A 23,257-nucleotide genomic window follows, 5' to 3' on the forward strand; every position below is an offset into this window, starting at 1 on the left:
AGGCCGTTTATTTATGCATTTGCTCAAATCGTCGATCAAGCAGCAAGTCGGTTTTACCCTGCTAGAAGTGCTAGTTGCGTTAGTTATCGTCGGCGTGGCGCTGGGTGCGAGTTTGCGCGCTGTCGGCAGCCTTACGCAAAATAGCGACCATTTGCGCGCGGCGATGATGGCGACGTGGTCGGCAGAAAATCGCCTGGCGGAAATCCGATTGGCAAAAGCGTGGCCCAATATCGGACAAACGACCTTCTCCTGCCCACAAGATGATTTGCCGCTGACCTGCAAAGAAGAAGTGTTTGCCACGCCAAATCCCTCTTTTCGTCGTGTAGAAGTTAGCGTTGTTGATGATCGTTCGCCCGGTCAGCGCATTATTAAATTAACCCAGGTCGTGCCGAATGCGTTATAGCCAGTGCCCTAAAAAATCCATCACCACCCAAGGGTTCACGCTGATTGAACTATTGGTGGCGATCAGCATTTTGGCAATTGTCGCGGTGCTGGGTTGGCGTGGCTTGGATAGCATTGTGCGTAGCCGCGAAGTATTGACCGCCGAGCTTGAACAAACGCGCGGTTTGCAATTAACGTTTGCGCAATTGCAAAGCGATTGCACCAATAACGTCAATCCTGCCAACTACCCTAATTTGCCCGAAGGTTTATCGAGCTGGATTGAGCCGCAACGTTTTATTTTGATTCGCAATGTTTTTCCCGATGCGCAAGCGCCAGCCATGCAAGTGGTGACCTACCGTTTGAACGATGGAAATTTAACGCGCTTTGAATCGATCTCCACCCGTGACTTGAGTATGTTGAAGCAATTGCTGCAACAAGCCCGAACCCCGCCCGACCAGCAAGTTGAAGTGATTATGCAAAAAAATGTCCAGAACATTGAATTCGTCGCTTGGCCGATTGGTTCTGGTAATGCTAATGCTGTTGCAGCAACCAGCAACAATGTCGTGGCACCCAGCGCCTCGAGCAGCCTAGGCGCAAGCGCAACCAGCAGCAACGCAGCCACATCTGGTAATCAAGCTGTCAATAATGGTATTCAGAATGGCGTGCCGACCAATACCACCACTGGCTTGCAAGTATCTTTGCAGTTAGAAAAGCACGATAAAAATATGCGCAAGATATTTATTTTGGGCGGCGCGTAATGCATTCAGTTCGATTAGCCCATTTCAAATTTATTCGATCCGCCCAGCAGCGCGGCGTCGCGATTGTCACGGCGCTCTTGCTCACGGCGCTGGCGATTACGATCGTGACGAGTTTATTTGGGCAGCAAAATGTGCAAGTTCGCTCGATTGAAAATCAACGTTTGCAATTGCAAAAGCAATGGGTGATTCGCGGTGCATTGGATTGGGCGCGTTTGATTTTGCGTGAAGATGCGCGGCTGAATCAGGTTGATTATATCGGCGAGCCTTGGTCGGTGCCCTTGGAAGATACTCGCTTGGATCAGTATTTGGATAATGGCCGCGACAGCACGGATGCGACCGATGCAACCTTATCTGGCTATGTGATTGACGCACAATCGCGCTTGAATCTGACTAATTTAGCATCCAACGGCGTTGTTGAACCCAAGATGCTGGCGGCGTTTGAGCGCTTGTTAAGTGCCCAAGGGATGGACAGTGGCTTGGCTTCTGGCGCAGCGCAGGCGGTGGCTTCCAGCCAATCGCAGGCGGCGCAATTTAATCCGGACGGCAGCGTTGGCGCAGCAGGCGTTTCAGCTAAAGTTTTAGCATTAACACAAGTCGATGATTTGTTGTCAGTAGCGGGATTTACTCCGGCTGCTGTCGCCAAATTAAAGGACTTGGTTGTATTTTTGCCGGTGCAAACGGCAATCAATGTAAATACGGCTTCAGCCCAAGTTATTTCGGCTAGAATTGCGGGCATCTCTTTGTCAGACGCTCAACAATTAGTCACGTCTAGGGATCGCGCTTACTTCAAAGATTTGGCTGATTTTGGGGCGCGCTGGGTCAACAGCAAAGTCCCAGTGCCGAGTGTGGCGGAAGTCAATACCCAGACTAATTACTTTATTGTGCACGGCAAAGTAAGGATTGATCGTTCTTCGCTGGATGTTGATGCGCTGGTCGAACGCGCTCCGGTCAGCGGCAATACGCGTATTGTTTGGGTAAGAGAAAATTGAACACGGTTGAAAGATAATCTCAGGTTTGTGCCACAAAATTGGTCAGTGAATATTATTAAAATTTACAAAGAATGACATCTTGAACACACTGTATTTACGCATTCCAGCAAAACACACCGCCCAATGGCCCAACACCGCAGTGGCCTTTGCACTTTGTTCGCAAGAAGGCGCGATCACTCGCGAAGGACGCAGCACACTGTCAGACTTGGCGGGCGTGATTGCTAAATCGGATGTGGTGCTATTGATTGCTGCCACCGATGTGACCTTGCTGGAATTAGTCATTCCGCCGATGCCTGAATCCAAACTCAAGCAAGCCTTGCCCAATTTGGTCGAAGATCAAATCATGGCTGACCCAGTCGATTGTGTTTTTATCGCTAGTGCAAAATCATCAGCCACCTCTGGTAAGCGCACTATCGCGGTTGCTCAGCGCAGTTGGCTCAGTGAATTATCGACTAGCTTGTTTGCATTGGGCGCTAACCAAATTAAAGCGTTTCCAGCCCAATTATGTTTGCCGGTTAAGGCTGACCAAACAACGGCCCGGATTGGCGATGCGGTACAAGATGGCAGCACCAATTTAACGCTGCGTTTCGATCAAGATCGCGGTTTGGGCATGTTGTTACCCGATGCGTCCGATGCGTTAGAACGCTTGACCACCTTATACATGATGGTGCCAAGCGGCTCGATTTTGTTGCAATTGCCGTCTGAATTAATTGCGGAATATAAATCAGTGATTGAAGCCAATCCGACCTGGTCAGAACGTACCGCATTACAAGCCTCAACCTGGGCTGGTACGATTCAACACGCCAAAACCGTGGGCGTCAATTTAATCGCTGGTTTGAACAGCGCACAAACCAATCGCATCCAATGGCAAATCTGGCGTTGGCCGTTAATCTTGGCGGCGCTTGTGGCGCTAGTAAATATCATTGGTCTCAATAGCGAATATTGGACCATGAAGCGCGAAGCGCAAACCTTGCGACTTGGGATTGCCCAAACATACAAAGCTACTTTTTCTAAAGATGCCGTTTTGTCGCCGCTCGATCAAATGAAGAAAAACTTAGATTTGGCGCAGCGCAGTTCAGGTCAAGCAAGCCCCGATGATTTCACAATGCTGCTCACCCAATTTGGCGCTGCATGGCAAGCAGCACAGCAGGGTGGTGCTGCGAAATTAGTGTCGGTGGAATACAAAGATCACGCTTTATTGATAACAATTAAAGGCACGATGCCGCAGGCGCAACTAGAGACGATGCTGTCCGCGCGTGGCTTAAGCTTGAAGAAAAATAACGCAGAAGTTTGGCAAGTGAGAAACAGCAAATGACGCAATTTAAAACCGTATTAATGGATTCGTTCAGCCATTTCTGGGATGCGCGCCAAGAGCGCGAGCGTAGATATTTGACGATAGGCGCAGGGCTATTTGTGCTGATGCTCGTCTATTTAATCGCGATCGACCCAGCCTTAACTGGACGCGAACAGCTCCGAAAATCGCTACCGATTTTGCATCAACAAGCCGCGCAAATGCAGCAATATGCGCAGCAATATGCTGCCCTGCCAAGCGCCGACAGTCGGCACGAAGTGAGCCGCGATATGGTTGAATCGTCGATGGCGCAACAAGGCATTAAAGCGCAAACCTTATCGGTCAATGACAACGTGGTGCGCGCACAAATTAACTCGACATCCATGTCTTCGCTACAGGCGTGGTTACTGGATATGCAAAAAAGTAGCAGCCTGTTTGTGGAAGAAATCAAGATTACTGGCTTAGAAGGTGGACTAGTCTCGGCTACGTTAGTGTTGCGACAAACTGGTGGGAGCAATAGTAACTGAGGGGAGCTGAGAACAACGCAGGCCGACCAACGACAACAATGCGTGCAACACAAATGTCCGGCACAAGAATAAAAAATGAGTTAGATGCCAAAGGCTGTCAGTAATAAAGGGTTGAATGTGTGGCTAAATTAAGTTTAAAGCAAAAGTTTGCCTGCTTTGTATTGGGACTATGTTGTATCGCCTTGACCGTGATCTCGTTTGCTCCGGCAGTGTGGCTAGGCTCGATACTCGAGCGCCAAACAGACGGACGATTAGCCTTGGGAGATGCTCAAGGTAGCTTATGGAATGGATCGGCTTTTATCGGTGTGGCAGCGAACAAAACGGGCGAATTAACGCCGTTGTTGCCTGGACGATTTGAATGGCATTTGTCCCCGATTATTTTGTTGGGGCAGGTGGAATTTGGATTAAAGAATACGGAATCCTTGCAGCAAGCGATCACCGTGAGCGGCAACCTGAATCACGTTCAAGTCAGTCCTAGCGCAGTCGTGTTGCCGGCGGATCGCTTGAGTGGTTTAGGCGCTCCGTTAAACACGGTTAAGCCTTCCGGGAAAATGACCTTGTCATGGAGTCCATTGAGCTTGACGGTAGCGGACAATACGTTGGACGTGAATGGTTTGATGAAATTAGAGATGACAGAAATCGCTTCGGCGCTGTCGCCCATCAAACCATTGGGCTCGTATGTGATGGATTTTGTGTGGCACGGACAGCAAGCTGATTTGGATTTAAAAACCGTGCAAGGCCCGTTGTTATTAAGCGGACGCGGTGGATTAAATCAAGGCCGTTTGCATTTCAGCGGGCAGGCGCAAGCCGAAGACGGACAAGAAGATAAGTTGCTTAATTTAATGAATTTGCTAGGACAACGCCGCGCAGGTGCGGATAAAAATGTGATTGCTTTAGAATTTAACTGAAAACGACTCAAATGATCTCTTCCATGCTCACTTCCCAAAAACGTCACTCGACACGCGTAAAGTCGTTTGCTTTGCGCCAACTACCGGCCAGCTTATTATTCTGTGCTTTTACCGGTTTGCTTGCGCCGACTTTTTCTGCCCACGCGCAAGATCCGAGCGTCAATGAATCCAAGCTCACCTTTGTTGGCGCGGACATTGAGTCAGTGATCAAAGCAGTCGGTCACTACACCGGCACGACCTTTATCATCGATCCGCGCGTAAAAGGCACAATCAATTTAGTGTCCGAAAAACCAGTGACCAAAGCACAGGCGTTTGAGTTGTTAACTTCCACCTTGCGTTTGCAAGGTTATGCCGTCGTGACCGCCAACGGATTTACCAAAGTCGTGCCAGAAGCTGACGGTAAATTGCAAGCCGGCCCAACCCAGATGAGCGGCGTCAAGGGCGATCAAATCGCCACCCAAGTGTTCCGTTTGAATTACGAAAGCTCAGCGAACTTGGTCACCGTTTTGCGCCCATTGATTTCACCAAACAACACGATTAACGCCAATCCTGGCAACAACTCAGTAGTGATTACCGATTACGCCGACAATTTAAAACGTCTCGAAAAAGTTATCGCCACTTTAGACGTGCCTAGCTCCAGCGACGTCGATGTCGTGCCCATCAAATACGGTATCGCTAGTGACATTGCCACACTGATTCTGAAATTGACCGATCAACCGGCAGCCGCAGCGGATAGCGGCAAAGTCAATATTTTGGCGGACAGTCGTACTAATTCAATCTTGATCCACGCACCATCGGTGGCGCGGGCTAATTTGATTAAAACTTTAATCGCCAAGCTCGATCAGCCGACCGCGTTACCCGGCAATGTGCATGTGGTGTATTTACGTAACGCCGATGCGATGAAGTTGGCGCAAACTTTGCGCGCTATTGCGCCGGCAGATTCAAGCTCAACGAATTCCGGTGGCTCTTCGGTTTCTACTAGCGGCTCAACATCGAGCTTTAATAATTCCACTTCTAACCAAGGTGGGATGTCTAAAACCGGAACGTCAAGCGGCTTCGGCAGCTCCAGTAGCTCTAGCGGCGGCTTGGGAAGCACTTTGGGCGGCAGTTCATTGGGCAATAATTCGGCTGCGAGCACCTTGTCGACCGGCGGGCCAACTGGCTACATTCAAGCAGATGCCTCGACCAACACCTTAATTATCACGGCCAGCGAAACGGTCTACCGCAATTTGCGCACTGTCATTGACCAACTCGATGCGCGTCGTTCGCAAGTCTATATCGAAGCATTGATCATTGAAGTATCGACTTCTAAAACAGAACAATTCGGCGTGCAATGGGCGGCCTTAAGCGGCTCGACCAACAACGATATTCGCGTCGGGGCAGCGACCTCGTTTAACACTGGCGGTGCTGCCAACAACTTGTTCACCTTAGCGGCGGAAGGCAAAGCGGCTATTCCGGCGCCAGGTATTAATTTGGGGATATTTAGTTCTAAGTTAGGATTGGGCGCGCTAGCTTCGGCCTTGCAATCGTCCGGTAATGCCAACGTGTTGTCGGTGCCAACCTTGACCACGCTAGATAATGAAGAGGCCAAAATTATGGTCGGTCAAAACGTGCCTTTTGTGACCGGTCAGTACACCAATACGACAGCTAGCGCCGGCTCCACAGTCAACCCGTTCCAAACCATTGAACGTAAAGACGTCGGTGTATCGCTGCGCGTGCGTCCGCAAATTTCCGAAGGCGGTGCAGTCAAATTAGTGATCGCTCAGGAAGTCTCCAACATTGATAACTCGGTTACCAGCACTTCTGGAATTATTACCAAAGTGCGCTCCATTGAAACCAATGTCATTGTTGATGACGGCCAGCTTTTGGTGTTAGGCGGTTTGATGGCCGAAGACAGCAACGACAACAACGATCAAGTGCCATTGCTGGGCGATATTCCTTACCTCGGCAATCTGTTTAAATACAAAAGCAAGATTCACAATAAGAGCAATTTGCTGATTTTCTTGCGCCCAACCGTTGTACGCAATACCGATCAAAGCAATTCAATCTCGGTCGATCGTTATGACTACATGCGCGCCAATGTTCGTACCGACAAGCCTGCTAATCCGTTACTCAACATTCCGTCTTTATCGCCAGAAAATAACAGCGTATTGATTCCGCAAAACGTGATGAATCGCGCGGCAAGCAATAGCAAGTTGGATGCGCAATCGGACGCTAAGCCGCAAACCACGCCAGTAGCTGCGCCTGAAACCACGACCACCCCTGCGACGAACTAGTATGTCATCACTCACCATTGCACAAGCAAACCTGCTCCCGTACGTTTTCGCGCGGGAGTGTTCCATATTGGCGGGTTGGGGCGAACCTGACGTGCTGCATGTTTGGGCTTCCGAAAAAACTGCCCCAACCGCCATTGCTGAGGTTGGTCGCAAGTACGGTCGGGTAAAGCTCATTCCGATCAAACACACCGAATTGGAGCAAGCCATTGATCGCGCCTACGCAGGTTCGGGTGGCGATGCGGCGCAAGTTGTGGATGAGGTCGAATCGGATTTAGATTTAGCCAAGTTGATGTCCGATTTACCCGCGATTGAAGATTTGCTGGAATCGGCTGACGACGCGCCAGTCATTCGCATGATTAACGCCTTACTTACCCAAGCATTGCGTGAAACTGCGTCCGATATTCATATCGAACCATTCGAGCAAATCTCAGTTGTGCGTTTCCGTATTGATGGTTCCTTGCGCGACGTTGTTCGTCCAAAGAAAGCGATTCACGCCGCCTTGATTTCGCGTATCAAAATCATGGCGCAATTGGACATTGCCGAAAAGCGTTTGCCGCAAGACGGACGTATCGCCTTGCGTATCGGCGGTAAATCGGTCGATGTGCGGGTCTCTACTTTGCCAACCGGTCACGGTGAGCGCGCGGTGTTGCGTTTGCTGGACAAGGAAGCAGGGCGCCTAGATTTAATCAATCTAGGCATGAGTGACGCGATGTCGCCCAAATTCAATAAGCTGATTAATCAGCCGCACGGCATTGTGTTAGTTACTGGCCCAACTGGCTCTGGTAAAACCACCACGCTGTATGCGGCCTTATCGCGTTTAAACGCCAGCACGACAAACATCTTAACGGTTGAAGATCCGATTGAATACGAGTTGCCCGGCATCGGTCAGACCCAAGTCAACGCTCGCATTGACATGACGTTTGCCAAAGCGCTGCGGGCCATCTTGCGTCAAGATCCAGACGTGATCATGATCGGTGAAATTCGCGATCTTGAAACCGCACAAATTGCGGTGCAAGCCTCACTCACAGGTCACTTAGTTTTAGCGACTTTGCATACCAATGATTCCGCCGCTGCCGTGACGCGCTTGTTGGACATGGGGATTGAACCATTCTTGTTGTCGTCGTCCTTGTTAGGCGTGTTAGCGCAACGATTGGTGCGTAAATTATGTCCGGTCTGCAAACGTCTCGACGGCCACGAATGGCATCCGGTCGGTTGCGATGCGTGCGCGCAAACCGGCTATCAAGGCCGTGTTGGGGTGTACGAACTGTTAACCACCACCGATCAAATCCGCGCACAAATTCATCAAAAAGCATCCGAAGCGGAGGTGCGTAATGTCGCCAAAGCCGACGGTATGTTGAGCATGCGTGAAGACGGTGAGCGTTGGATTGCGCAGGGCGTTACTTCGCGTGAAGAACTTTTGCGCGTCACCAAAGAATAGGATTAGGTAAAACGTGCCAGCCTTTAGATACGAAGCGCTTCTTGCCAGCGGACAAAGTAAAAACGGGGTCATCAACGCCGACAGCGCCCGCGCTGCGCGTGCCGAATTGCGCGGCCAAGGATTAACGCCAATCACCGTCGATCAAATCGCCAGCGAAGAAAAAAACAAAGGTCAGCAATCGCTCTTTGCTGACAAGCTCTCGTCCAACGAACTGTCGTTATTTACCCGCCAACTCGCTAGTTTATTGGAAGCTGGTTTGCCGCTGGAGCAATCGTTTTCTGCCCTGTTAGAACAAGCCGAGCGGGTTTATGTGCGTGACTTAATTGCCGCGATTCGCTCAGAAGTGATGGCCGGTCATTCCTTGTCCGATGTGTTGAAACAGCATCCGCGCGACTTCGCCGATATTTACACCGCGCTCGTTGCATCCGGTGAGCAAATTGGCCAATTGGCGCGTGTGCTCTCGCGCTTGGCAGATTTCATTGAGCGCCGCAATGCCTTGGTGCAAAAAGTACGCTTGGCATTCACTTACCCGGCAATTGTGACGGTGGTCGCGTTTGCGATTGTGATTTTTTTGTTGGCCTATGTAGTGCCGCAAATCGTTTCGGTGTTTGCTAACACCAAACAAAAATTACCACTGCTGACCGTGGTGATGTTGGTCATCTCCGACTTTGTGCGAGCTTATGGGATTTACGTTGCAATCATCGTCGCTTTTGCCGCGTGGTGCTGGCGTCAAATTTTGAAAAATCCCGACGTAAAAATGCGTTGGCATGCTTGGCTGTTGATGGCGCCGTTGTATGGCAAATTTGAGCGCAGCTTAAACACGTCGCGCTTTGCTAGTACCTTAGCAATTACGATTGGTTCTGGCGTGCCTATTCTGCAAGCGCTGCAAACCAGTCGCGATACCTTGTCCAATGTGGCCATGCGCGAGCAGGTGGAAACAGCCACCTCTGCGGTGCGCGAAGGCGTGAGTTTAGCGCGCGCGTTATCGACCCATCAGCATTTCCCGCCGATGCTCATTCACATGATCCGAGCGGGTGAAGTGACTGGTGATTTGCCGGCAATGTTGGAACGCGCCGCCGATTCGCAACAACAAGATTTGGAACGCCGCGCGTTGACGATGGCGGGTTTGCTTGAGCCAATACTGATTTTGGTCATGGGCGTAGTGGTTTTGTTAATCGTGTTAGCGGTGTTAATGCCTATCATCGAAATTAATCAATTGGTTCATTAGAGAAAGAATTACATGAAAAAAATACCTCTAATTAGTAGTGTGGTGCTATTTGCGTTGCTGTGCGTGAGTGCCAGTTATTGGGTGCTGCAATTCATTAAACCACCCGTCCGTAAAATTATTGCTCCTCCACCCGTGGTGCAAGTCGCTGATGTCGAGAGCGTTGCCACATTGTTTGGTGGCGCGTTGACGGTCGCTTCAAACTACCAACTCAAAGGTATTGTGTTGGCCAATCCAATGAAGCAAAGCGTGGCAATCATTGCGGTGGATGGCAAAGCGACACAGGCATATCCGATGGATACCGAGATCAGCAACGGCGTGCGCTTGGTAGAAGTTCATGCGGATTATGTGTTGTTGCTCGATAACGGAGTCAGTAAGCGGGTCGATTTGCCGCAAGACGCCAAATCTGTCTCGTCCGGTTTTCAAAGTCCAATAGCTCCGATGGCTCCAATCGTGCCGACCGCGGCGGCTGTTCCGAACGCTGTGGAAGATAACGCTGCGGTGCACGGCGGTAATATCAGACCGCGATTTAATCCGCAAGGCAAGCCAAGTATGCCGGGAATGTCTGCGACACCCAATGTAATGACGTTGCCGTCAACGACTACGCCGCCGAACTTTCCGCCTGGTACAGCGAGTTTTACCCCCAGTTTTGTACCGTTAAAACCAGCTGCCACCGATCAAGTAAATCCGACTCCAAATCAGCAAGACCGCTGATGACTCCGATGGAACGCGTGCTGTTTCCTGAATCTATCGAGCTCGCGCTGCGCCAAGCGCATCCCAGTTGGAACAGTGCATTGCGAGCTGGCTTATTGGCTGTGCAGCACAGCCAGCCCAATTATTTAACTGAACTAGCGCAGGGGCAATTTTTGCCAACGCAAAATCGATTATTCGCCGCGTTTAGCTTGCCTATCGATGCCACCAATTACGTGTTATTCGGCGAAGGCCCTTATCCCAGAGAAGAAAGTGCAACTGGCGTGTGCTTTATGGATGGCGCGGTGCAATCGCTGTGGCAAGCCGGTACGGGCTTATCAAAAGCAGTCAATCGCGCTACCTCACTGCGCAATTTCATCAAGATGATGTTGGTTGCCGAAGGCCATTTGGAGCCAGACAACACCGCTGGCGGTGCATTGCAACCAATCGCGGATTTAGCCCTTACCAGTCCTGCGAAATGGATACAAACCGGAGCGGAATTGCAAAGCAACATGCTGGCACATGGTTTCTTGCTGCTTAATGCTAGCTTAGTGTTCCGCAAGGAAGTCGCACCGGCGCTCGATGCCAAAGCGTGGCGGCCATTTTTGCGCGTCATCCTGCAAGCATTAGCACAACAAGCAACCAAGCCCAAATTAATTCTATGGGGCAAAATCGCTGAAAAAATTGTCGATCTTCCCGAGGCGCAGCAGTTCGAGGCAATTGCTTCTGAGCATCCTTACAATCTCTCTTTCATCACCAATCCAGCCATGCAAACGCTGTTTGCACCATTGCACTTGTTGAAACAACAGCATTCTTAAGGCAATTTTGACCAACTTTCACTGATTTATCGAATTTAGTTGATATTTGGCACTTTTCTTCTTCAATCCAGTTTCTATAATGAATCCAAACGAAACTTGTTTCGACTGGGATATACGCAATTCGATAGCGTGTTTTTGATTTGACTATCATTTTCATTTCTTATTAATTCAACATGCTAAAAAAGATTAACATCCAGCAATTGCGGCAGGGAATGTTTGTGCATGAATTTTGTGGTTCGTGGATTGATCACCCGTTTTGGAAAAAATCGTTCTTGATCGAAAATCAAGACACATTTAACTCAATCGTTTCCAGCAACATTGCTGAACTCATTATCAATACGGCCAAAGGATTGGATGTATTGGTTGACGAAGCAAAAGTACCTGAACCTGAGCCAGCGCCAGAACCCGTGGTTGTGGTCGCGCCCATCAAAGAAGAGCCTAAACCGGTTGTGGTGGCAGAAACACCGGTGTCGATGGATCAAGAGTTGGATCGCGCCAGTAAAGTAGTGGCCAACAGCAAGCGCGCCGTGATGTCGATGTTCAAAGAAGCGCGCATGGGCAATGCGGTCAAGCTCGAAAGTATGCAACCGTTGGTTGAGGAAATATCCGCTTCGATGGCGCGCAATGCGGGTGCTTTAATTGGATTGGCTCGCTTAAAAACCAAAGATGATTACACCTACATGCACTCGGTTGCGGTATGCGCCTTGATGATCGCACTCGCCAAACAGTTAAAGCTTAGCGAAGAAGAAGTCAAAGAAGCGGGTATGGCAGGACTGCTGCACGACATCGGCAAAATGATGATTCCGGTCGATGTGCTCAATAAGCCCGGCAAATTAACTGACGCAGAATTCGATACCGTTAAGCGGCATCCAATGGATGGCTACGAAATGCTAATCAAAACCGAATCAATGAGTCCCGTCGTGCTAGATGTTTGCCTGCACCATCACGAAAAAATTGACGGCAGCGGATATCCGAAGCGGCTCGATGGCGACAAGATTAGCTTGATGGCAAAAATGGGCGCGGTGTGCGATGTCTACGATGCCATCACGTCCAACCGCCCCTACAAACAAGGCTGGTGCCCGGCTGAATCGATCAAGAAAATGGCCGAGTGGAGCAACAAGCATTTCGACGACAAGGTATTTCAAGCATTTGTGCGCAGCATTGGTATTTATCCAGCTGGCTCGTTAGTTATGTTGAAATCGGGGCGCATGGGCGTCGTGGTCGAGCAAACGGAAAGTTCATTATTGCAGCCGATAGTTCGCGTGTTCTATTCCAGCAAATCCATGAGCCCGATTCCGCCGGTGCTAATTGATTTGTCCAAAGAAGGTGAGCAAGACAAAATTGTGTCCCGAGAAATGGCCAGCAAATGGGGCTTTAAAAATATTGATGTGTATTGGTTGGGTGACGCTGCTAAGCACGTCAATTAATCCGAACTGCCACGATTCATTTCTTCGCTTTAATAATATCGTGGCAATGCAATTGAAATGGTCTTGGCTTGTCGGCGTTGAGGTCCGCGAACAAAAATCTTAACGTGTGTGTGATTGTTGGGAAAGCAATGTCATCCCAAGGAATGCTGGCTTCATCAAACAATTCGACCGCCAAACTTTCAACTCCGGCAGCGTAATTCAAATTTTTCAGCGTGGCGCGATAAAAAAGGTGGACTTGATCGACATGCGCTACATTGAGCATACTAAAAAGCTCGTGCAACTCAACGCTTGCGCCAGCTTCTTCCTCCGTCTCGCGCAACGCTGCTTCGCTAGTAGTCTCGCCATTCTCCATAAAACCTGCTGGTAAGGTCCAATAGCCATAACGCGGTTCAATGGCGCGCTTGCATAACAGAACGCTGATTTTTCCATCCTTTTCCCAAACGGGAATGCTGCCAACCACTAATTTGGGATTTTCATAATGAATCGTATTGCAATGATCGCAAACGTAGCGCAGACGGTTATCGTCGGCGGGGATTTTCAGTGAAACTGGATGCGCGCATTCAGAGCAAAATTTCATCATGATCTATTCATAGTTGGAAAAAATGGCGAATAGCTATTTTAGGTGGATTTCGATTATCCGTGGCTAAAATAAATGTAGATCAGGCATGGATTTTGCTAATTTTTTCGAGAAATATGCGCTAAAAGGAAGAAATACCTTGCCTCTAAGGCGTCATTCGATTATAGTGTGACCTCTCAGACGCGGGGTGGAGCAGTCTGGCAGCTCGTCGGGCTCATAACCCGAAGGTCATAGGTTCAAATCCTGTCCCCGCAACCAAATTCGTAGTAAGTAGTAAACAAGATTTAAACGACGCCTAGCGTAGTTTCAATTACAGACGCGGGGTGGAGCAGTCTGGCAGCTCGTCGGGCTCATAACCCGAAGGTCATAGGTTCAAATCCTGTCCCCGCAACCAATCAAAAGGCCACGAGATTCGTGGCCTTTTTGTTAAAGTTTAATTTTTCATGCTTTTCGTCATTTGAATTCGCTTGTGATCTTAAAATAATCGTTTACAATTTCACCTGAAATGTACGAGCCAAACTAACGTTTTTAGGTTATCTGCGTACGTAATCTGTACAGTCCCCAACCTAGTTAATTCTTACTAGGTTTCGGGTGAAATTCGGTGAATCCGGATTTGGGTTGAGCAAAGTACACGCCCCCAATAAACACGCTTCCCTTCATTTAGCTGCTAAAGAGTTGCACATGAATACTGCTGAGGCCAAAATAGTCCTCGAAACTGCTCTGCTATGCGCGCATGAGCCGCTTACTTTGCATTCCATGAAAAAGCTTTTTGTGGATGAATCATCGTCCGATGATGTCATTGGAAACGATGCGCTCAAATTAATGTTGGGAATGCTGCGCACCGATTGGCAGGAGCGTGGAATTGAATTGGTGAGCCTGTCAACCGGTTGGCGTTTTCAAAGCAAGCCGTTAATGCGTAAATATTTGGATCGAATGAATCCAGAAAAGCCGCCTAAATATTCACGTGCTGCGCTAGAAACGCTGGCAATCATTATTTATAAGCAGCCAGTCACGCGCGGCGATATTGAAGAAATTCGCGGCGTCACAGTCAATGCGCAAACAATTCGTATGTTGGAAGACCGCGGTTGGATTGAAACTGTTGGGCATCGCGATGTTCCTGGGCGTCCAGCGTTGTTTGCCTCGACAAAACAGTTTCTCGATGATCTAGGCCTTGAATCATTAGAGCAATTGCCGCCATTGCAGGCCGTTTCGCAAGAAATGATGAAAGATAGCGATGCGGCGCATTTGGCAATCCTTGAAGAACATTTACAGGAAAATTTGTCTCAAGCCACGATGAATTTTACCGAAGAAGAAGTTGCTCCCGTCTCAGGGGATGCAATTCAAGAAAACGAAGCTGCGCCAATTAGCGCAGTAAATACGGAAGATGCTAGTTTGGTTGAAACGCAAGATGTTTCCCAAATTGCTGTCTTAATATCCGATGACCAAACGCCAGAACTTCATACTAAAGAAGATTCTAGCGAACCCAACCAAGAATGAAAACGATGTCAACTAAAACGACAGAAGACGCAATGCCGAACGATAATGTTGAGTCGGGAATAACGACAAAATCCGACAAGCCGCGCGAGAAAAAACACGGCGTGCGCGGGCCAAGAATGATGCGTCGGGCTCGTAGCGAGCGCACTGAAACTAGCGCGCCAAGTAACTCAACTCAATTTTCTGCCGCCGATTCCGCTTCGTTGGGCACAAGCTCGGACGCGCAACAAGGCGAAGCGAAAGCGCCACGCCGCCATCCGAATGCGGCGAGTAAAAATGGCCCACGTAATGCTAAACATGGTGATTCCCCGAGAGCAAAAGCCGGTTCTCGCCAACATGCAAAATCAGCTTCTGCAAAATCCTCGAATTCCCCTGATGATATTTTTTCTTTCGTCACTTCAGATGCCTACGACCAAGCACATGATGCCAAATCTAACGGTCGCTCTGGTCCGGCTAAATCAGCGCGCCGCGACTTAACTTCCGATGACGATGCACCTAAATTACATAAGGTTTTAGCCGAAGCCGGTTTGGGTTCACGGCGCGATATGGAAGAATTAATTGTCGCTGGTCGCGTGTCAGTCAATGGTGAGCCAGCGCACATCGGACAGCGCATTTTGCCTACCGACATGGTTCGTATTAACGGCAAAGTGATTCAACGCAAAATCAATAAAAAACCGCCGCGTGTTTTGGTGTATCACAAGCCTGCAGGGCAAATTGTGAGTACTAACGATCCAGAGGGACGCGAATCTGTTTTCTCTAGTTTGCCAACGATGAAAACCGGCAAATGGCTGGCTGTTGGCCGCTTGGATTTCAATACGGAAGGTTTGTTGTTATTCACGACTTCAGGCGATTTGGCGAATCGATTAATGCATCCTCGTTACGGTATTGAGCGCGAATACGCGGTTCGTACCTTGGGGACGCTTGAAGAGGGTATGCGTCAAAAATTATTAAGCGGCGTTGAGTTGGAAGACGGTTTAGCGCAATTCTCGAAAGTCAGCGATGGCGGCGGCGACGGGGTCAACAAATGGTATCGCGTTGTCATCGGTGAGGGGCGTAATCGCGAAGTACGCCGGATGTTTGAGGCCATCGGTTTAACCGTTTCTCGCCTGATTCGTACTCGTTACGGCGTGATGACGTTGCCACCAAATTTGAAGCGTGGCCGCTGGGAAGAATTAGAAGAAAATGCAGCGCGTGAATTGTTAAAACTGTGTGGACTGGAAAAAGAAGCGAAGGCAGGGCGCGAAGAGCGCACTGGTCCGGGTCGCGCGCCCAAAGCCAGTCCGAATGGCCGCTTTGGTGGACAAGGATATGGTTCTGCTAATGGCAATTCGGCAGGCAGCGAGCGGGCCCCACGCTTTGCAAAATCACAAGATTCGGTTGGTGGCGGCAAAGCCAAGCCTCAACGCAGTCGCCAGCCCGATCCGTTGCAAACTGCTTTGGGCTTCCCCGCGGCGCCGCAGCGCAGGTCGCGCAGCGCAGGTTCGGCGGCTCCTGCCAATAACTATCAAGGAATTCCGCGCAAGCGTGCGCGAGGCTGATGAAATTGTTGCACTATGATGAGTTATCCCTACTTTTGCATTGTCAGGTAATAAGTTTTCGTTTATAATCTGATAGTTACTGAGTTTTCTGGCTTGAATCTAAGTCGAAAACCACAAAAAAAGAAGATGGGCTCATGCCCATTTTTTTTTTGCAATTCACTATGTGGTTGCAATAAGTTGAAATTGTTATCGGAGAATTGTTTTGTATTTGCATGCCTTGATTGAAAAAACTGTCGCGGGACTTGGCTACGAACTCGTTGAGTTTGAGATGGCAGCCAAGGGTTTGCTGCGTGTGTACATTGATTTTTCTTTTGAGCAGGCAGATCGCGGCCAAATCACGGTGGAGGATTGTGCCACCGTTAGCCATCAATTGAGTCATGTATTAACGGTTGAAAATGCAAATTATGAGCGTCTTGAAGTGTCCTCTCCAGGGCTTGATAGACCGCTCAATAAATTGTCCGATTACATTCGATTTGCGGACCAAGAAGCAATTATAAAATTACGTGTGCCATTGGCTGGCACATCGAATCGTAAAACCTACGAAGGTGTGATTCGTATGCCAGTTGGGGAAACCTTGATGTTGGAATTTGAAAATAAAGATGGGGCGGCTATGCTTGAATTTGCGTTAGCCGATGTGGAAAAGGCGCGTTTGGTGCCACAAGTCGATTTTAGGAGTCGCAAAGCATGAGTCGCGAAGTTTTATTGTTGGTTGATGCCTTAGCGCGTGAAAAAAACGTAGATAAGGAAATTGTATTCGGCGCCCTGGAGCATGCGTTAGCGCAGGCAACCAAGAAACGTTACGAAGGTGATGTCGATATTCGCGTCACGATCGACCGTGAGGGTGGTCAGTTTGAATCTTTCCGACGTTGGCATGTGGTTCCTGATGACGCTGGTTTGCAATTGCCCGATCAAGAGATTTTGCATTTCGAAGCGCTGGAACAGTATCCAGATATCGAAGTGGATGAATACATCGAAGAAGCGATTGAATCGGTTGATTTTGGCCGCCGTTTCGCGCAAGACGCTAAGCAAGTTATGTTGCAACGCGTTCGTGATGCTGAGCGTGAGCAAATTTTGGCTGACTTCTTGGAACGCGGTGATTCATTAGTAACCGGCACGATCAAGCGCATGGAACGCGGTGAAGCCGTGGTGGAATCAGGCAAAATCGAAGCCCGTTTGCCACGCGACCAAATGATCCCAAAAGAAAACTTGCGTATCGGCGACCGAGTACGTGCTTACATTTTGCGTATTGATCGTAATGCTCGCGGCCCACAAGTTATTTTGTCCCGTACTGCACCAGAATTCATTATGAAATTGTTTGAACTCGAAGTGCCAGAGATCGAGCAGGGTTCATTAGAAGTGAAATCGGCCGCACGTGATCCAGGTGTGCGTGCAAAAATCGCGGTGTACACCAACGATCAACGTATTGACCCAATCGGTACTTGCGTAGGTATGCGCGGTTCACGTGTTCAGGCTGTGACTGGTGAATTGGGCGGCGAGCGTGTTGATATCGTATTGTGGTCCGAAGATCCAGCGCAATTTGTGATTGGCGCGTTAGCTCCCGCAAACGTTTCTTCCATCGTTGTTGATGAAGAAAAACATGCGATGGACGTGGTGGTTGATGATGAAAACTTGGCGATTGCGATTGGCCGCAGCGGTCAAAACGTGCGCTTGGCAGCAGAATTAACTGGCTGGCAAATCAATATCATGACGGCCGAGCAATCCGCGAGTAAATCCGAGCAAGAAACTGCCGGAATCCGCGCTTTGTTTATGCAAAAACTCGATGTTGATCAAGAAGTTGCTGACATTTTGGTGGACGAAGGTTTCTCCAGTTTAGAAGAAATCGCTTACGTGCCAATTAGCGAAATGTTAGAGATCGAAGCGTTGGACGAAGACACCGTCAATGAATTGCGCAATCGTGCTCGCGATGCCATCGTTTCTGAAGCAATCGCTTCGGAAGAAGGCGTTGACGGCGTTGAAGATGCATTGATCAATTTGCCTGGCATGGATCGTGTAACTGCCGGTAAATTAGGTTTGGCGGATGTCAAAACGTTGGCCGCATTTGCTGCGTTAGCTTATGACGAATTCGGCGCGATTTTAGCCTTATCGACAGAACGCGCACGCCAACTGATCAAGAACGAGTTTGAAGATGTAACCGATGATGAAATGAAACTCATCGACGCTAAGTATGATGACCACGCGAAAGCCATTTTGGCCAAAGCTTGGAGTATCACGGAAACTAAATAGGGACTTGTGTAGAATTGTTCATTCGGTGTTGGCTGGTACTTAGGCTAATTGAAACACCGATTGAACAATACTGATAAATCCTATGAGTAATGGTTGACTACCGTGAAAAACTTGAGTCATCCACCGCGCCACATAGAAAAAGAGGACTGAATGGCGAGTAATAATGTAGCCCAATTTGCCACCGAGCTTAAGATGTCAGCCGATGTGCTGCTAACCCAACTGCGTTCAGCAGGCGTAGTCAAGGGTTCAACCTCTGACGCTTTGTCGAAAGAAGACAAAGAACGTTTACTTGACCATTTGCGTCGTACCCACGGTGTTGAAGCCGATGGCGATACTAAAAAAATCACGTTGACTCGTAAAGAAACAACTGAAATCAAACAAGCTGATGCGACCGGTAAGTCTCGCACCATCCAAGTTGAAGTCCGTAAAAAACGCACGTTTGTCAAACGTGACGAAACTATTCCTGAAATTGAAAAGCCAGTCGCACCGGCCATCGATCCAGCTGAACTCGCAAAACAAGCTGAAGAAGATCGTTTGGCGGATGAGTTGCGCGCGAAGCAAGAAGCTGCGCTGATTGAAAAGCAGCAGCACTTGGCTCGTTTAGAAGCTGAAAAAGAAATCCAAACTAAAGCCATGCAAGAAGCTGAATTGGCTGCGGCCAAAGAGGCGGAGTTGGCTGCTCAATCGGCGGCTAAACGCGCTGCTGCGCAAGAAGATGCTGCCAAATTGCAAGCTGCCCAAGTTAAGCGCAAGCCAGCAGCTAAAGCCGCTAAGGCCGTCGATGCAGTAGACGCAGCCAAACCAGTTGATGCGGTTGCAGCTCCGGTGGTTGCTGATACTAAGATCGTTGCAGGCGAAGTGACTAAGCGTTTGGCCGAAGAAGCCGAAGCCGATGAAGCCAAGAAAGCCGCCGCTGGTGTAGTTGCCGCCAAAGAAGCGACCAAAATCGCGACCGAAAAAGCCGCAGCAACCGAGATGGCGCGTAAAGTGGTCGCGGACGAAGTGGCTCAGATCAAAGCCATGATGAGTACCCAGCGCAAGCCAGTCAAAGCACCAGCTCCAGCTCCGGTTGAAGCACCAAAACCTGCGAAGACATCCGAAGGTACATTACACAAACCAACTGATAAAAAACCAGTTGAGAAAAAAGAAGAGAAAAAAGTCGTCGTAGTCGATAAAAAATCGATTAAATCGGCCAACGTTTCTTCGACTTGGCAAGAAGATTCAGCCAAGAAAAAAGGCTTAAAAACACGCGGCAATACCACAGCAGCTCCAGGTGGTCGTGAAGGCTGGCGCGCCGGCGGTAAAAATTCTCGTCGCGGCTCGCACGTAGAAGAACGCGAGACAAACTTCCAAGCACCGGTTGAAGCGGTGGTCAAAGATGTCTACGTTCCAGAGACAATTACGGTCGCAGAGTTAGCGCACAAGATGTCGGTCAAAGCGTCTGAAGTCATTAAGCAATTAATGAAATTAGGCCAGATGGTCACCATTAACCAAGTATTGGATCAGGAAACTGCGCTGATTTTGGTTGAAGAAATGGGCCACAAAGCGTTTGCCGCCAAGCTTGATGATCCTGAAGCAATGTTGGTTGACGGCGGTGTGCAGACCGAATATCAAGTATTCCCACGCGCTCCTGTTGTGACCGTCATGGGTCACGTTGATCACGGTAAAACAAGTTTGCTTGATTACATTCGTCGCGCCAAAGTGGCTTCCGGCGAAGCGGGTGGAATTACTCAGCATATCGGCGCATACCACGTTGAAACACCGCGCGGCATGATCACTTTCTTAGATACACCGGGCCACGAAGCGTTTACCGCGATGCGTGCGCGTGGTGCTAAGGCAACCGATATCGTTATTTTGGTGGTGGCAGCTGACGATGGCGTGATGCCGCAAACCAAAGAAGCGATTGCTCACGCAAGAGCTGCTGGTGTTCCGTTAGTGGTTGCGATCAATAAGATTGATAAGCCGGGCGGAAACCTCGACCGCGTTAAGCAAGAATTGATTGCAGAAAACGTCTTGCCAGAAGAATACGGTGGCGATTCCCCATTCGTGTCTGTCTCTGCTAAAACAGGTCAAGGTATCGACGAATTGCTTGAAAACGTCTTGCTGCAAGCCGAAGTTTTAGAGTTAAAAGCTGCTAAAGATGCACCTGCACGTGGCTTGGTTGTTGAGGCTCGTTTGGATAAAGGTCGCGGTCCGGTTGCAACGATTTTGGTTCAATCTGGAACCTTGAAGCGCGGTGACGTTGTGTTGGCTGGTTCGTCCTATGGCCGTGTTCGTGCGATGTTGGATGAAAACGGTTTGTCGATTTCAGAAGCCGGTCCTTCGATCCCTGTTGAGATTCAAGGTTTGACTGAAGTGCCAAATGCTGGTGAAGAAGTCATGGTCATGGCCGACGAGCGTAAAGCTCGTGAAATTGGTCAGTTCCGTCAGGGTAAATACCGTGACGTTAAGCTGGCTAAACAGCAAGCGGCTAAGCTGGAAAATATGTTTGAAAACATGGGCGAAGGCGAAGTCAAAACCTTGGCGATGATTATCAAAACAGACGTTCAAGGTTCGCAAGAAGCGTTGGTGCATTCGTTGCAAAAATTATCGACTTCCGAAGTGCGCGTTCAAGTTGTGCACGCAGCTGTCGGTGGTATTTCCGAGTCCGACGTCAACTTGGCAGTAGCTTCCAAAGCGGTCTTGATTGGCTTTAATACTCGCGCTGATGCGTCCGCTCGTAAGTTGGCCGAAGCAAACGGCATCGATATTCGTTACTACAACATTATTTACGATGCCGTGGATGATGTGAAAGCAGCGATGTCGGGCATGTTAGCTCCAGAAAAACGCGAACAGGCATTGGGCTTGGTCGAGATTCGCCAAGTGATTACGATCAGCAAAGTCGGTGCGATTGCCGGTTGTTATGTACTCGAAGGCGTAGTAAAACGTGGTTCTTCTACTCGTCTGTTACGCAACAACGTGGTCATTTGGACTGGTGAGTTGGATTCGTTAAAACGCTTTAAAGATGACGTTAAAGAAGTCAAGTCCGGCTTTGAGTGCGGTTTATCGTTGAAGAATTTCAATGATATTCAAGTCGGCGATCAACTCGAAGTATTTGAAGTTCAAGAGGTTGCTCGTACCCTGTAATGATTCCGGCATTATTTCGGTCACGAAATAATGCCGCTTCAACACAGCGTTTAGTGCAAATAAAATGGCAAAAAATAGTAAATCAATACCCGGTCGCGGATTGCGTGTAGCCGATCAAATCCAACGTGATTTATCGCTTATCATCAGCGCCGAACTTAAAGACCCGCGCGTCGGCATGATTACGCTGACCGAAGTGCAAGTTACTCCCGATTATGCGCATGCAAAAGTGTATTTCACCTCCTTGCGCGACACACCCGAACAAATCAAAACGACGCTGACCTGTTTAAACAATGCGGCTGGTTTTTTGCGTATGCACTTAGGTAAGCGTTTGCACATTCATACCTTGCCGCAATTGCACTTTGTGCACGACATGTCGACGATGAACGGAATTGCGATGTCGAAATTGATCGATGAAGCAATTGCGACCAACGCCGATCACCCAAAATCCGAAGCAGACGATGTTAGTTCTGAATCGGACAGCAAAGAGTAAGTCGTTCACCAATCTCCCATGAATCAAGCCAAACCAACTAAGCGCATCCGCGATGCGCTCAATGGCGTGTTGTTGCTCGATAAGCCCGTTGGTTTGTCGAGTAACGACGCATTGATTCAGGCTAAGCGATTGTTGAATGCAAAAAAGGCCGGCCACACTGGAACGCTTGATCCGTTTGCGACCGGTTTGCTGCCGCTGTGTTTTGGCGAGGCAACCAAGTTTTCGCACGATTTACTGGATGCCGATAAGACTTACGAGACTGTTGTGCATTTAGGGATTACAACCGAGACTGGCGACACCGAGGGTGCAGTGGTTGAGGCGCTTCCAGTGTCAGTGACCGACGCACAAATTGAAGCGGTATTGGCACAATTCCGCGGCCCGATTGCCCAAGTGCCGCCGATGTATTCGGCATTAAAACGCGATGGTAAGCCGCTGTATGAATACGCGCGTGCTGGCATTACGCTGGAGCGCGAAGCGCGTAATGTGGTGATTCACGAATTGACTCTGCTGAGCTACGAAGCGCCATTTTTGCGCTTGCGAGTGAGTTGTTCGAAAGGCACCTATATTCGTGTTTTAGGCGAAGATATAGGCCGCGTTTTAGGCTGTGGGGCGCATTTGAATGCACTGCGACGCACGCAAGTGGGCAGTTTGCTGATCGACGGTTCGGTCACGTTAGAATCATTGCAATCAAAGTCGGTGGACGAGCGTTTAGGTTTGCTCAAGCCAATTGATACATTGCTATCGGATTTTGATGCCATTGACCTCTCCGACGAGCTAGCTGTGCGATTTTTGCACGGGCAGCGCATTTCGCTGCAAAAAGAAGGAATATCCCTATCCGCAAACTTAGGCCGACTGCGGGTGTATCGACGTAGCGATAATAAATTGCTAGGTTCAGGTCTGTTGCAAGAATATCAGGTGCTCGCGCCTGAACGTTTAATATCCACTTCTGGCTAAACCCATCCAATTGCCTATACTAAATAATTGAGTATGTCTAAAATTGTTGCAAAGTTTTTGCAATGCAACATGCTATAATGCCGAGTTACCAGAATTCACCATTCAC

General features: G+C 49.1%; 20 protein-coding genes and 2 tRNA genes. 21 read left to right on the top strand and 1 reads right to left on the bottom strand.

Features of this window, described 5'->3' with window-relative positions; translation table 11 throughout:
• Window positions 1–13: 13 nt before the first annotated feature.
• The 12 genes from gspI (at window position 14) to E2I14_RS00560 (ending at window position 12,728) form a co-directional block, all read left to right on the top strand.
• Window positions 14–403 (top strand): type II secretion system minor pseudopilin GspI, encoded by a 390-nt coding sequence (gspI, locus tag E2I14_RS00505; RefSeq protein WP_133324379.1) that lies wholly within the window; start codon window positions 14–16, stop codon window positions 401–403.
• Window positions 393–1,139 carry a PulJ/GspJ family protein gene (locus E2I14_RS00510; RefSeq protein ID WP_133324381.1) on the top strand — a complete coding sequence of 249 codons (747 nt, stop codon included), beginning with the start codon at window positions 393–395 and terminating at the stop codon, window positions 1,137–1,139. The genes gspI and E2I14_RS00510 overlap by 11 nt, the downstream gene beginning before the upstream one ends.
• Window positions 1,139–2,128, top strand: a complete 990-nt coding sequence (gene gspK, locus E2I14_RS00515; RefSeq protein WP_133324383.1) for a type II secretion system minor pseudopilin GspK — start codon at window positions 1,139–1,141, stop codon at window positions 2,126–2,128. The genes E2I14_RS00510 and gspK overlap by 1 nt, the downstream gene beginning before the upstream one ends.
• A gap of 79 nt (window positions 2,129–2,207) precedes the next feature.
• Window positions 2,208–3,443 (top strand): type II secretion system protein GspL, encoded by a 1,236-nt coding sequence (gspL, locus tag E2I14_RS00520; protein WP_133324385.1) that lies wholly within the window; start codon window positions 2,208–2,210, stop codon window positions 3,441–3,443.
• Window positions 3,440–3,946, top strand: a complete 507-nt coding sequence (gspM, locus tag E2I14_RS00525) for a type II secretion system protein GspM (protein WP_133324387.1) — start codon at window positions 3,440–3,442, stop codon at window positions 3,944–3,946. Before gspL ends, gspM begins: the two co-directional genes overlap by 4 nt.
• A gap of 119 nt (window positions 3,947–4,065) precedes the next feature.
• Window positions 4,066–4,854, top strand: coding sequence for a type II secretion system protein N (gene gspN / locus E2I14_RS00530; RefSeq protein ID WP_227544542.1), 789 nt, complete (start codon window positions 4,066–4,068; stop codon window positions 4,852–4,854).
• Between the two features lie 23 nt (window positions 4,855–4,877).
• The gene (gene gspD / locus E2I14_RS00535) at window positions 4,878–7,130 is read left to right on the top strand and encodes a type II secretion system secretin GspD (RefSeq protein ID WP_133324389.1); all 2,253 of its coding nucleotides are present in this window, start codon (window positions 4,878–4,880) and stop codon (window positions 7,128–7,130) included.
• A gap of 1 nt (window position 7,131) precedes the next feature.
• Complete coding sequence (gene gspE / locus E2I14_RS00540; RefSeq protein WP_133324391.1) at window positions 7,132–8,568, top strand: type II secretion system ATPase GspE; 1,437 nt, start codon at window positions 7,132–7,134, stop codon at window positions 8,566–8,568.
• Between the two features lie 13 nt (window positions 8,569–8,581).
• Complete coding sequence (gene gspF / locus E2I14_RS00545) at window positions 8,582–9,796, top strand: type II secretion system inner membrane protein GspF (protein WP_133324393.1); 1,215 nt, start codon at window positions 8,582–8,584, stop codon at window positions 9,794–9,796.
• Window positions 9,797–9,808: 12 nt separating this feature from the next.
• Window positions 9,809–10,507, top strand: coding sequence for a type II secretion system protein N (locus tag E2I14_RS00550; protein ID WP_133324395.1), 699 nt, complete (start codon window positions 9,809–9,811; stop codon window positions 10,505–10,507).
• Entirely contained in the window at window positions 10,507–11,301 is a 795-nt protein-coding gene (locus E2I14_RS00555; RefSeq protein WP_133324397.1) for a uracil-DNA glycosylase family protein, read from the top strand. Before E2I14_RS00550 ends, E2I14_RS00555 begins: the two co-directional genes overlap by 1 nt.
• Window positions 11,302–11,474: 173 nt before the next feature.
• Window positions 11,475–12,728, top strand: coding sequence for an HD-GYP domain-containing protein (locus tag E2I14_RS00560; protein WP_133324399.1), 1,254 nt, complete (start codon window positions 11,475–11,477; stop codon window positions 12,726–12,728).
• A 16-nt stretch (window positions 12,729–12,744) separates the two neighbouring features.
• On the opposite strand, the gene E2I14_RS00565 is transcribed toward E2I14_RS00560, so the two are convergent.
• Window positions 12,745–13,305, bottom strand: coding sequence for an NUDIX hydrolase (locus E2I14_RS00565; RefSeq protein ID WP_133325672.1), 561 nt, complete (start codon window positions 13,303–13,305; stop codon window positions 12,745–12,747).
• A gap of 181 nt (window positions 13,306–13,486) precedes the next feature.
• Between E2I14_RS00565 and E2I14_RS00570 the strand changes: the two genes are divergently transcribed.
• From E2I14_RS00570 to truB, 9 genes are all read left to right on the top strand, one after another.
• Window positions 13,487–13,563: transfer RNA gene (locus tag E2I14_RS00570), tRNA-Met, on the top strand.
• Between the two features lie 59 nt (window positions 13,564–13,622).
• Window positions 13,623–13,699, top strand: a tRNA-Met gene (locus E2I14_RS00575).
• A 287-nt stretch (window positions 13,700–13,986) separates the two neighbouring features.
• A complete protein-coding gene (gene scpB, locus E2I14_RS00580; protein WP_133324401.1) occupies window positions 13,987–14,802 on the top strand; it encodes an SMC-Scp complex subunit ScpB in 816 nt (271 codons plus the stop codon).
• Between the two features lie 5 nt (window positions 14,803–14,807).
• Window positions 14,808–16,337, top strand: coding sequence for a pseudouridine synthase (locus tag E2I14_RS00585; protein WP_406675689.1), 1,530 nt, complete (start codon window positions 14,808–14,810; stop codon window positions 16,335–16,337).
• A 202-nt stretch (window positions 16,338–16,539) separates the two neighbouring features.
• Window positions 16,540–17,025 carry a ribosome maturation factor RimP gene (rimP, locus tag E2I14_RS00590; RefSeq protein ID WP_133324405.1) on the top strand — a complete coding sequence of 162 codons (486 nt, stop codon included), beginning with the start codon at window positions 16,540–16,542 and terminating at the stop codon, window positions 17,023–17,025.
• Entirely contained in the window at window positions 17,022–18,581 is a 1,560-nt protein-coding gene (nusA, locus tag E2I14_RS00595; protein WP_133324407.1) for a transcription termination factor NusA, read from the top strand. The genes rimP and nusA overlap by 4 nt, the downstream gene beginning before the upstream one ends.
• A gap of 150 nt (window positions 18,582–18,731) precedes the next feature.
• Window positions 18,732–21,707, top strand: coding sequence for a translation initiation factor IF-2 (gene infB, locus E2I14_RS00600; protein WP_133324409.1), 2,976 nt, complete (start codon window positions 18,732–18,734; stop codon window positions 21,705–21,707).
• A 64-nt stretch (window positions 21,708–21,771) separates the two neighbouring features.
• On the top strand, window positions 21,772–22,197 hold the full coding sequence (gene rbfA, locus E2I14_RS00605) for a 30S ribosome-binding factor RbfA (RefSeq protein ID WP_133324411.1): 426 nt from the start codon (window positions 21,772–21,774) through the stop codon (window positions 22,195–22,197).
• A gap of 18 nt (window positions 22,198–22,215) precedes the next feature.
• Window positions 22,216–23,151 carry a tRNA pseudouridine(55) synthase TruB gene (truB, locus tag E2I14_RS00610; RefSeq protein WP_133324413.1) on the top strand — a complete coding sequence of 312 codons (936 nt, stop codon included), beginning with the start codon at window positions 22,216–22,218 and terminating at the stop codon, window positions 23,149–23,151.
• Window positions 23,152–23,257 lie beyond the last annotated feature (106 nt).

Origin of the sequence: Sapientia aquatica (genome assembly GCF_004358105.1) — a bacterium.
GTDB lineage: Bacteria > Pseudomonadota > Gammaproteobacteria > Burkholderiales > Burkholderiaceae_D > Solimicrobium > Solimicrobium aquaticum.

What these genes read in the sequence shown, in the direction of transcription:
- gspI (WP_133324379.1), top strand. Translation starts at nt 14, where the DNA reads ATGCATTTGCTCAAATCGTCGATCAAGCAGCAAGTCGGTTTTACCCTG.
- E2I14_RS00510 (WP_133324381.1), top strand. Translation starts at nt 393, where the DNA reads ATGCGTTATAGCCAGTGCCCTAAAAAATCCATCACCACCCAAGGGTTC.
- gspK (WP_133324383.1), top strand. Translation starts at nt 1,139, where the DNA reads ATGCATTCAGTTCGATTAGCCCATTTCAAATTTATTCGATCCGCCCAG.
- gspM (WP_133324387.1), top strand. Translation starts at nt 3,440, where the DNA reads ATGACGCAATTTAAAACCGTATTAATGGATTCGTTCAGCCATTTCTGG.
- gspD (WP_133324389.1), top strand. Translation starts at nt 4,878, where the DNA reads ATGCTCACTTCCCAAAAACGTCACTCGACACGCGTAAAGTCGTTTGCT.
- gspE (WP_133324391.1), top strand. Translation starts at nt 7,132, where the DNA reads ATGTCATCACTCACCATTGCACAAGCAAACCTGCTCCCGTACGTTTTC.
- E2I14_RS00550 (WP_133324395.1), top strand. Translation starts at nt 9,809, where the DNA reads ATGAAAAAAATACCTCTAATTAGTAGTGTGGTGCTATTTGCGTTGCTG.
- E2I14_RS00555 (WP_133324397.1), top strand. Translation starts at nt 10,507, where the DNA reads ATGACTCCGATGGAACGCGTGCTGTTTCCTGAATCTATCGAGCTCGCG.
- E2I14_RS00560 (WP_133324399.1), top strand. Translation starts at nt 11,475, where the DNA reads ATGCTAAAAAAGATTAACATCCAGCAATTGCGGCAGGGAATGTTTGTG.
- E2I14_RS00565 (WP_133325672.1), bottom strand. Translation starts at nt 13,305, where the DNA reads ATGAAATTTTGCTCTGAATGCGCGCATCCAGTTTCACTGAAAATCCCC.
- scpB (WP_133324401.1), top strand. Translation starts at nt 13,987, where the DNA reads ATGAATACTGCTGAGGCCAAAATAGTCCTCGAAACTGCTCTGCTATGC.
- E2I14_RS00585 (WP_406675689.1), top strand. Translation starts at nt 14,808, where the DNA reads ATGTCAACTAAAACGACAGAAGACGCAATGCCGAACGATAATGTTGAG.
- nusA (WP_133324407.1), top strand. Translation starts at nt 17,022, where the DNA reads ATGAGTCGCGAAGTTTTATTGTTGGTTGATGCCTTAGCGCGTGAAAAA.
- infB (WP_133324409.1), top strand. Translation starts at nt 18,732, where the DNA reads ATGGCGAGTAATAATGTAGCCCAATTTGCCACCGAGCTTAAGATGTCA.
- rbfA (WP_133324411.1), top strand. Translation starts at nt 21,772, where the DNA reads ATGGCAAAAAATAGTAAATCAATACCCGGTCGCGGATTGCGTGTAGCC.
- truB (WP_133324413.1), top strand. Translation starts at nt 22,216, where the DNA reads ATGAATCAAGCCAAACCAACTAAGCGCATCCGCGATGCGCTCAATGGC.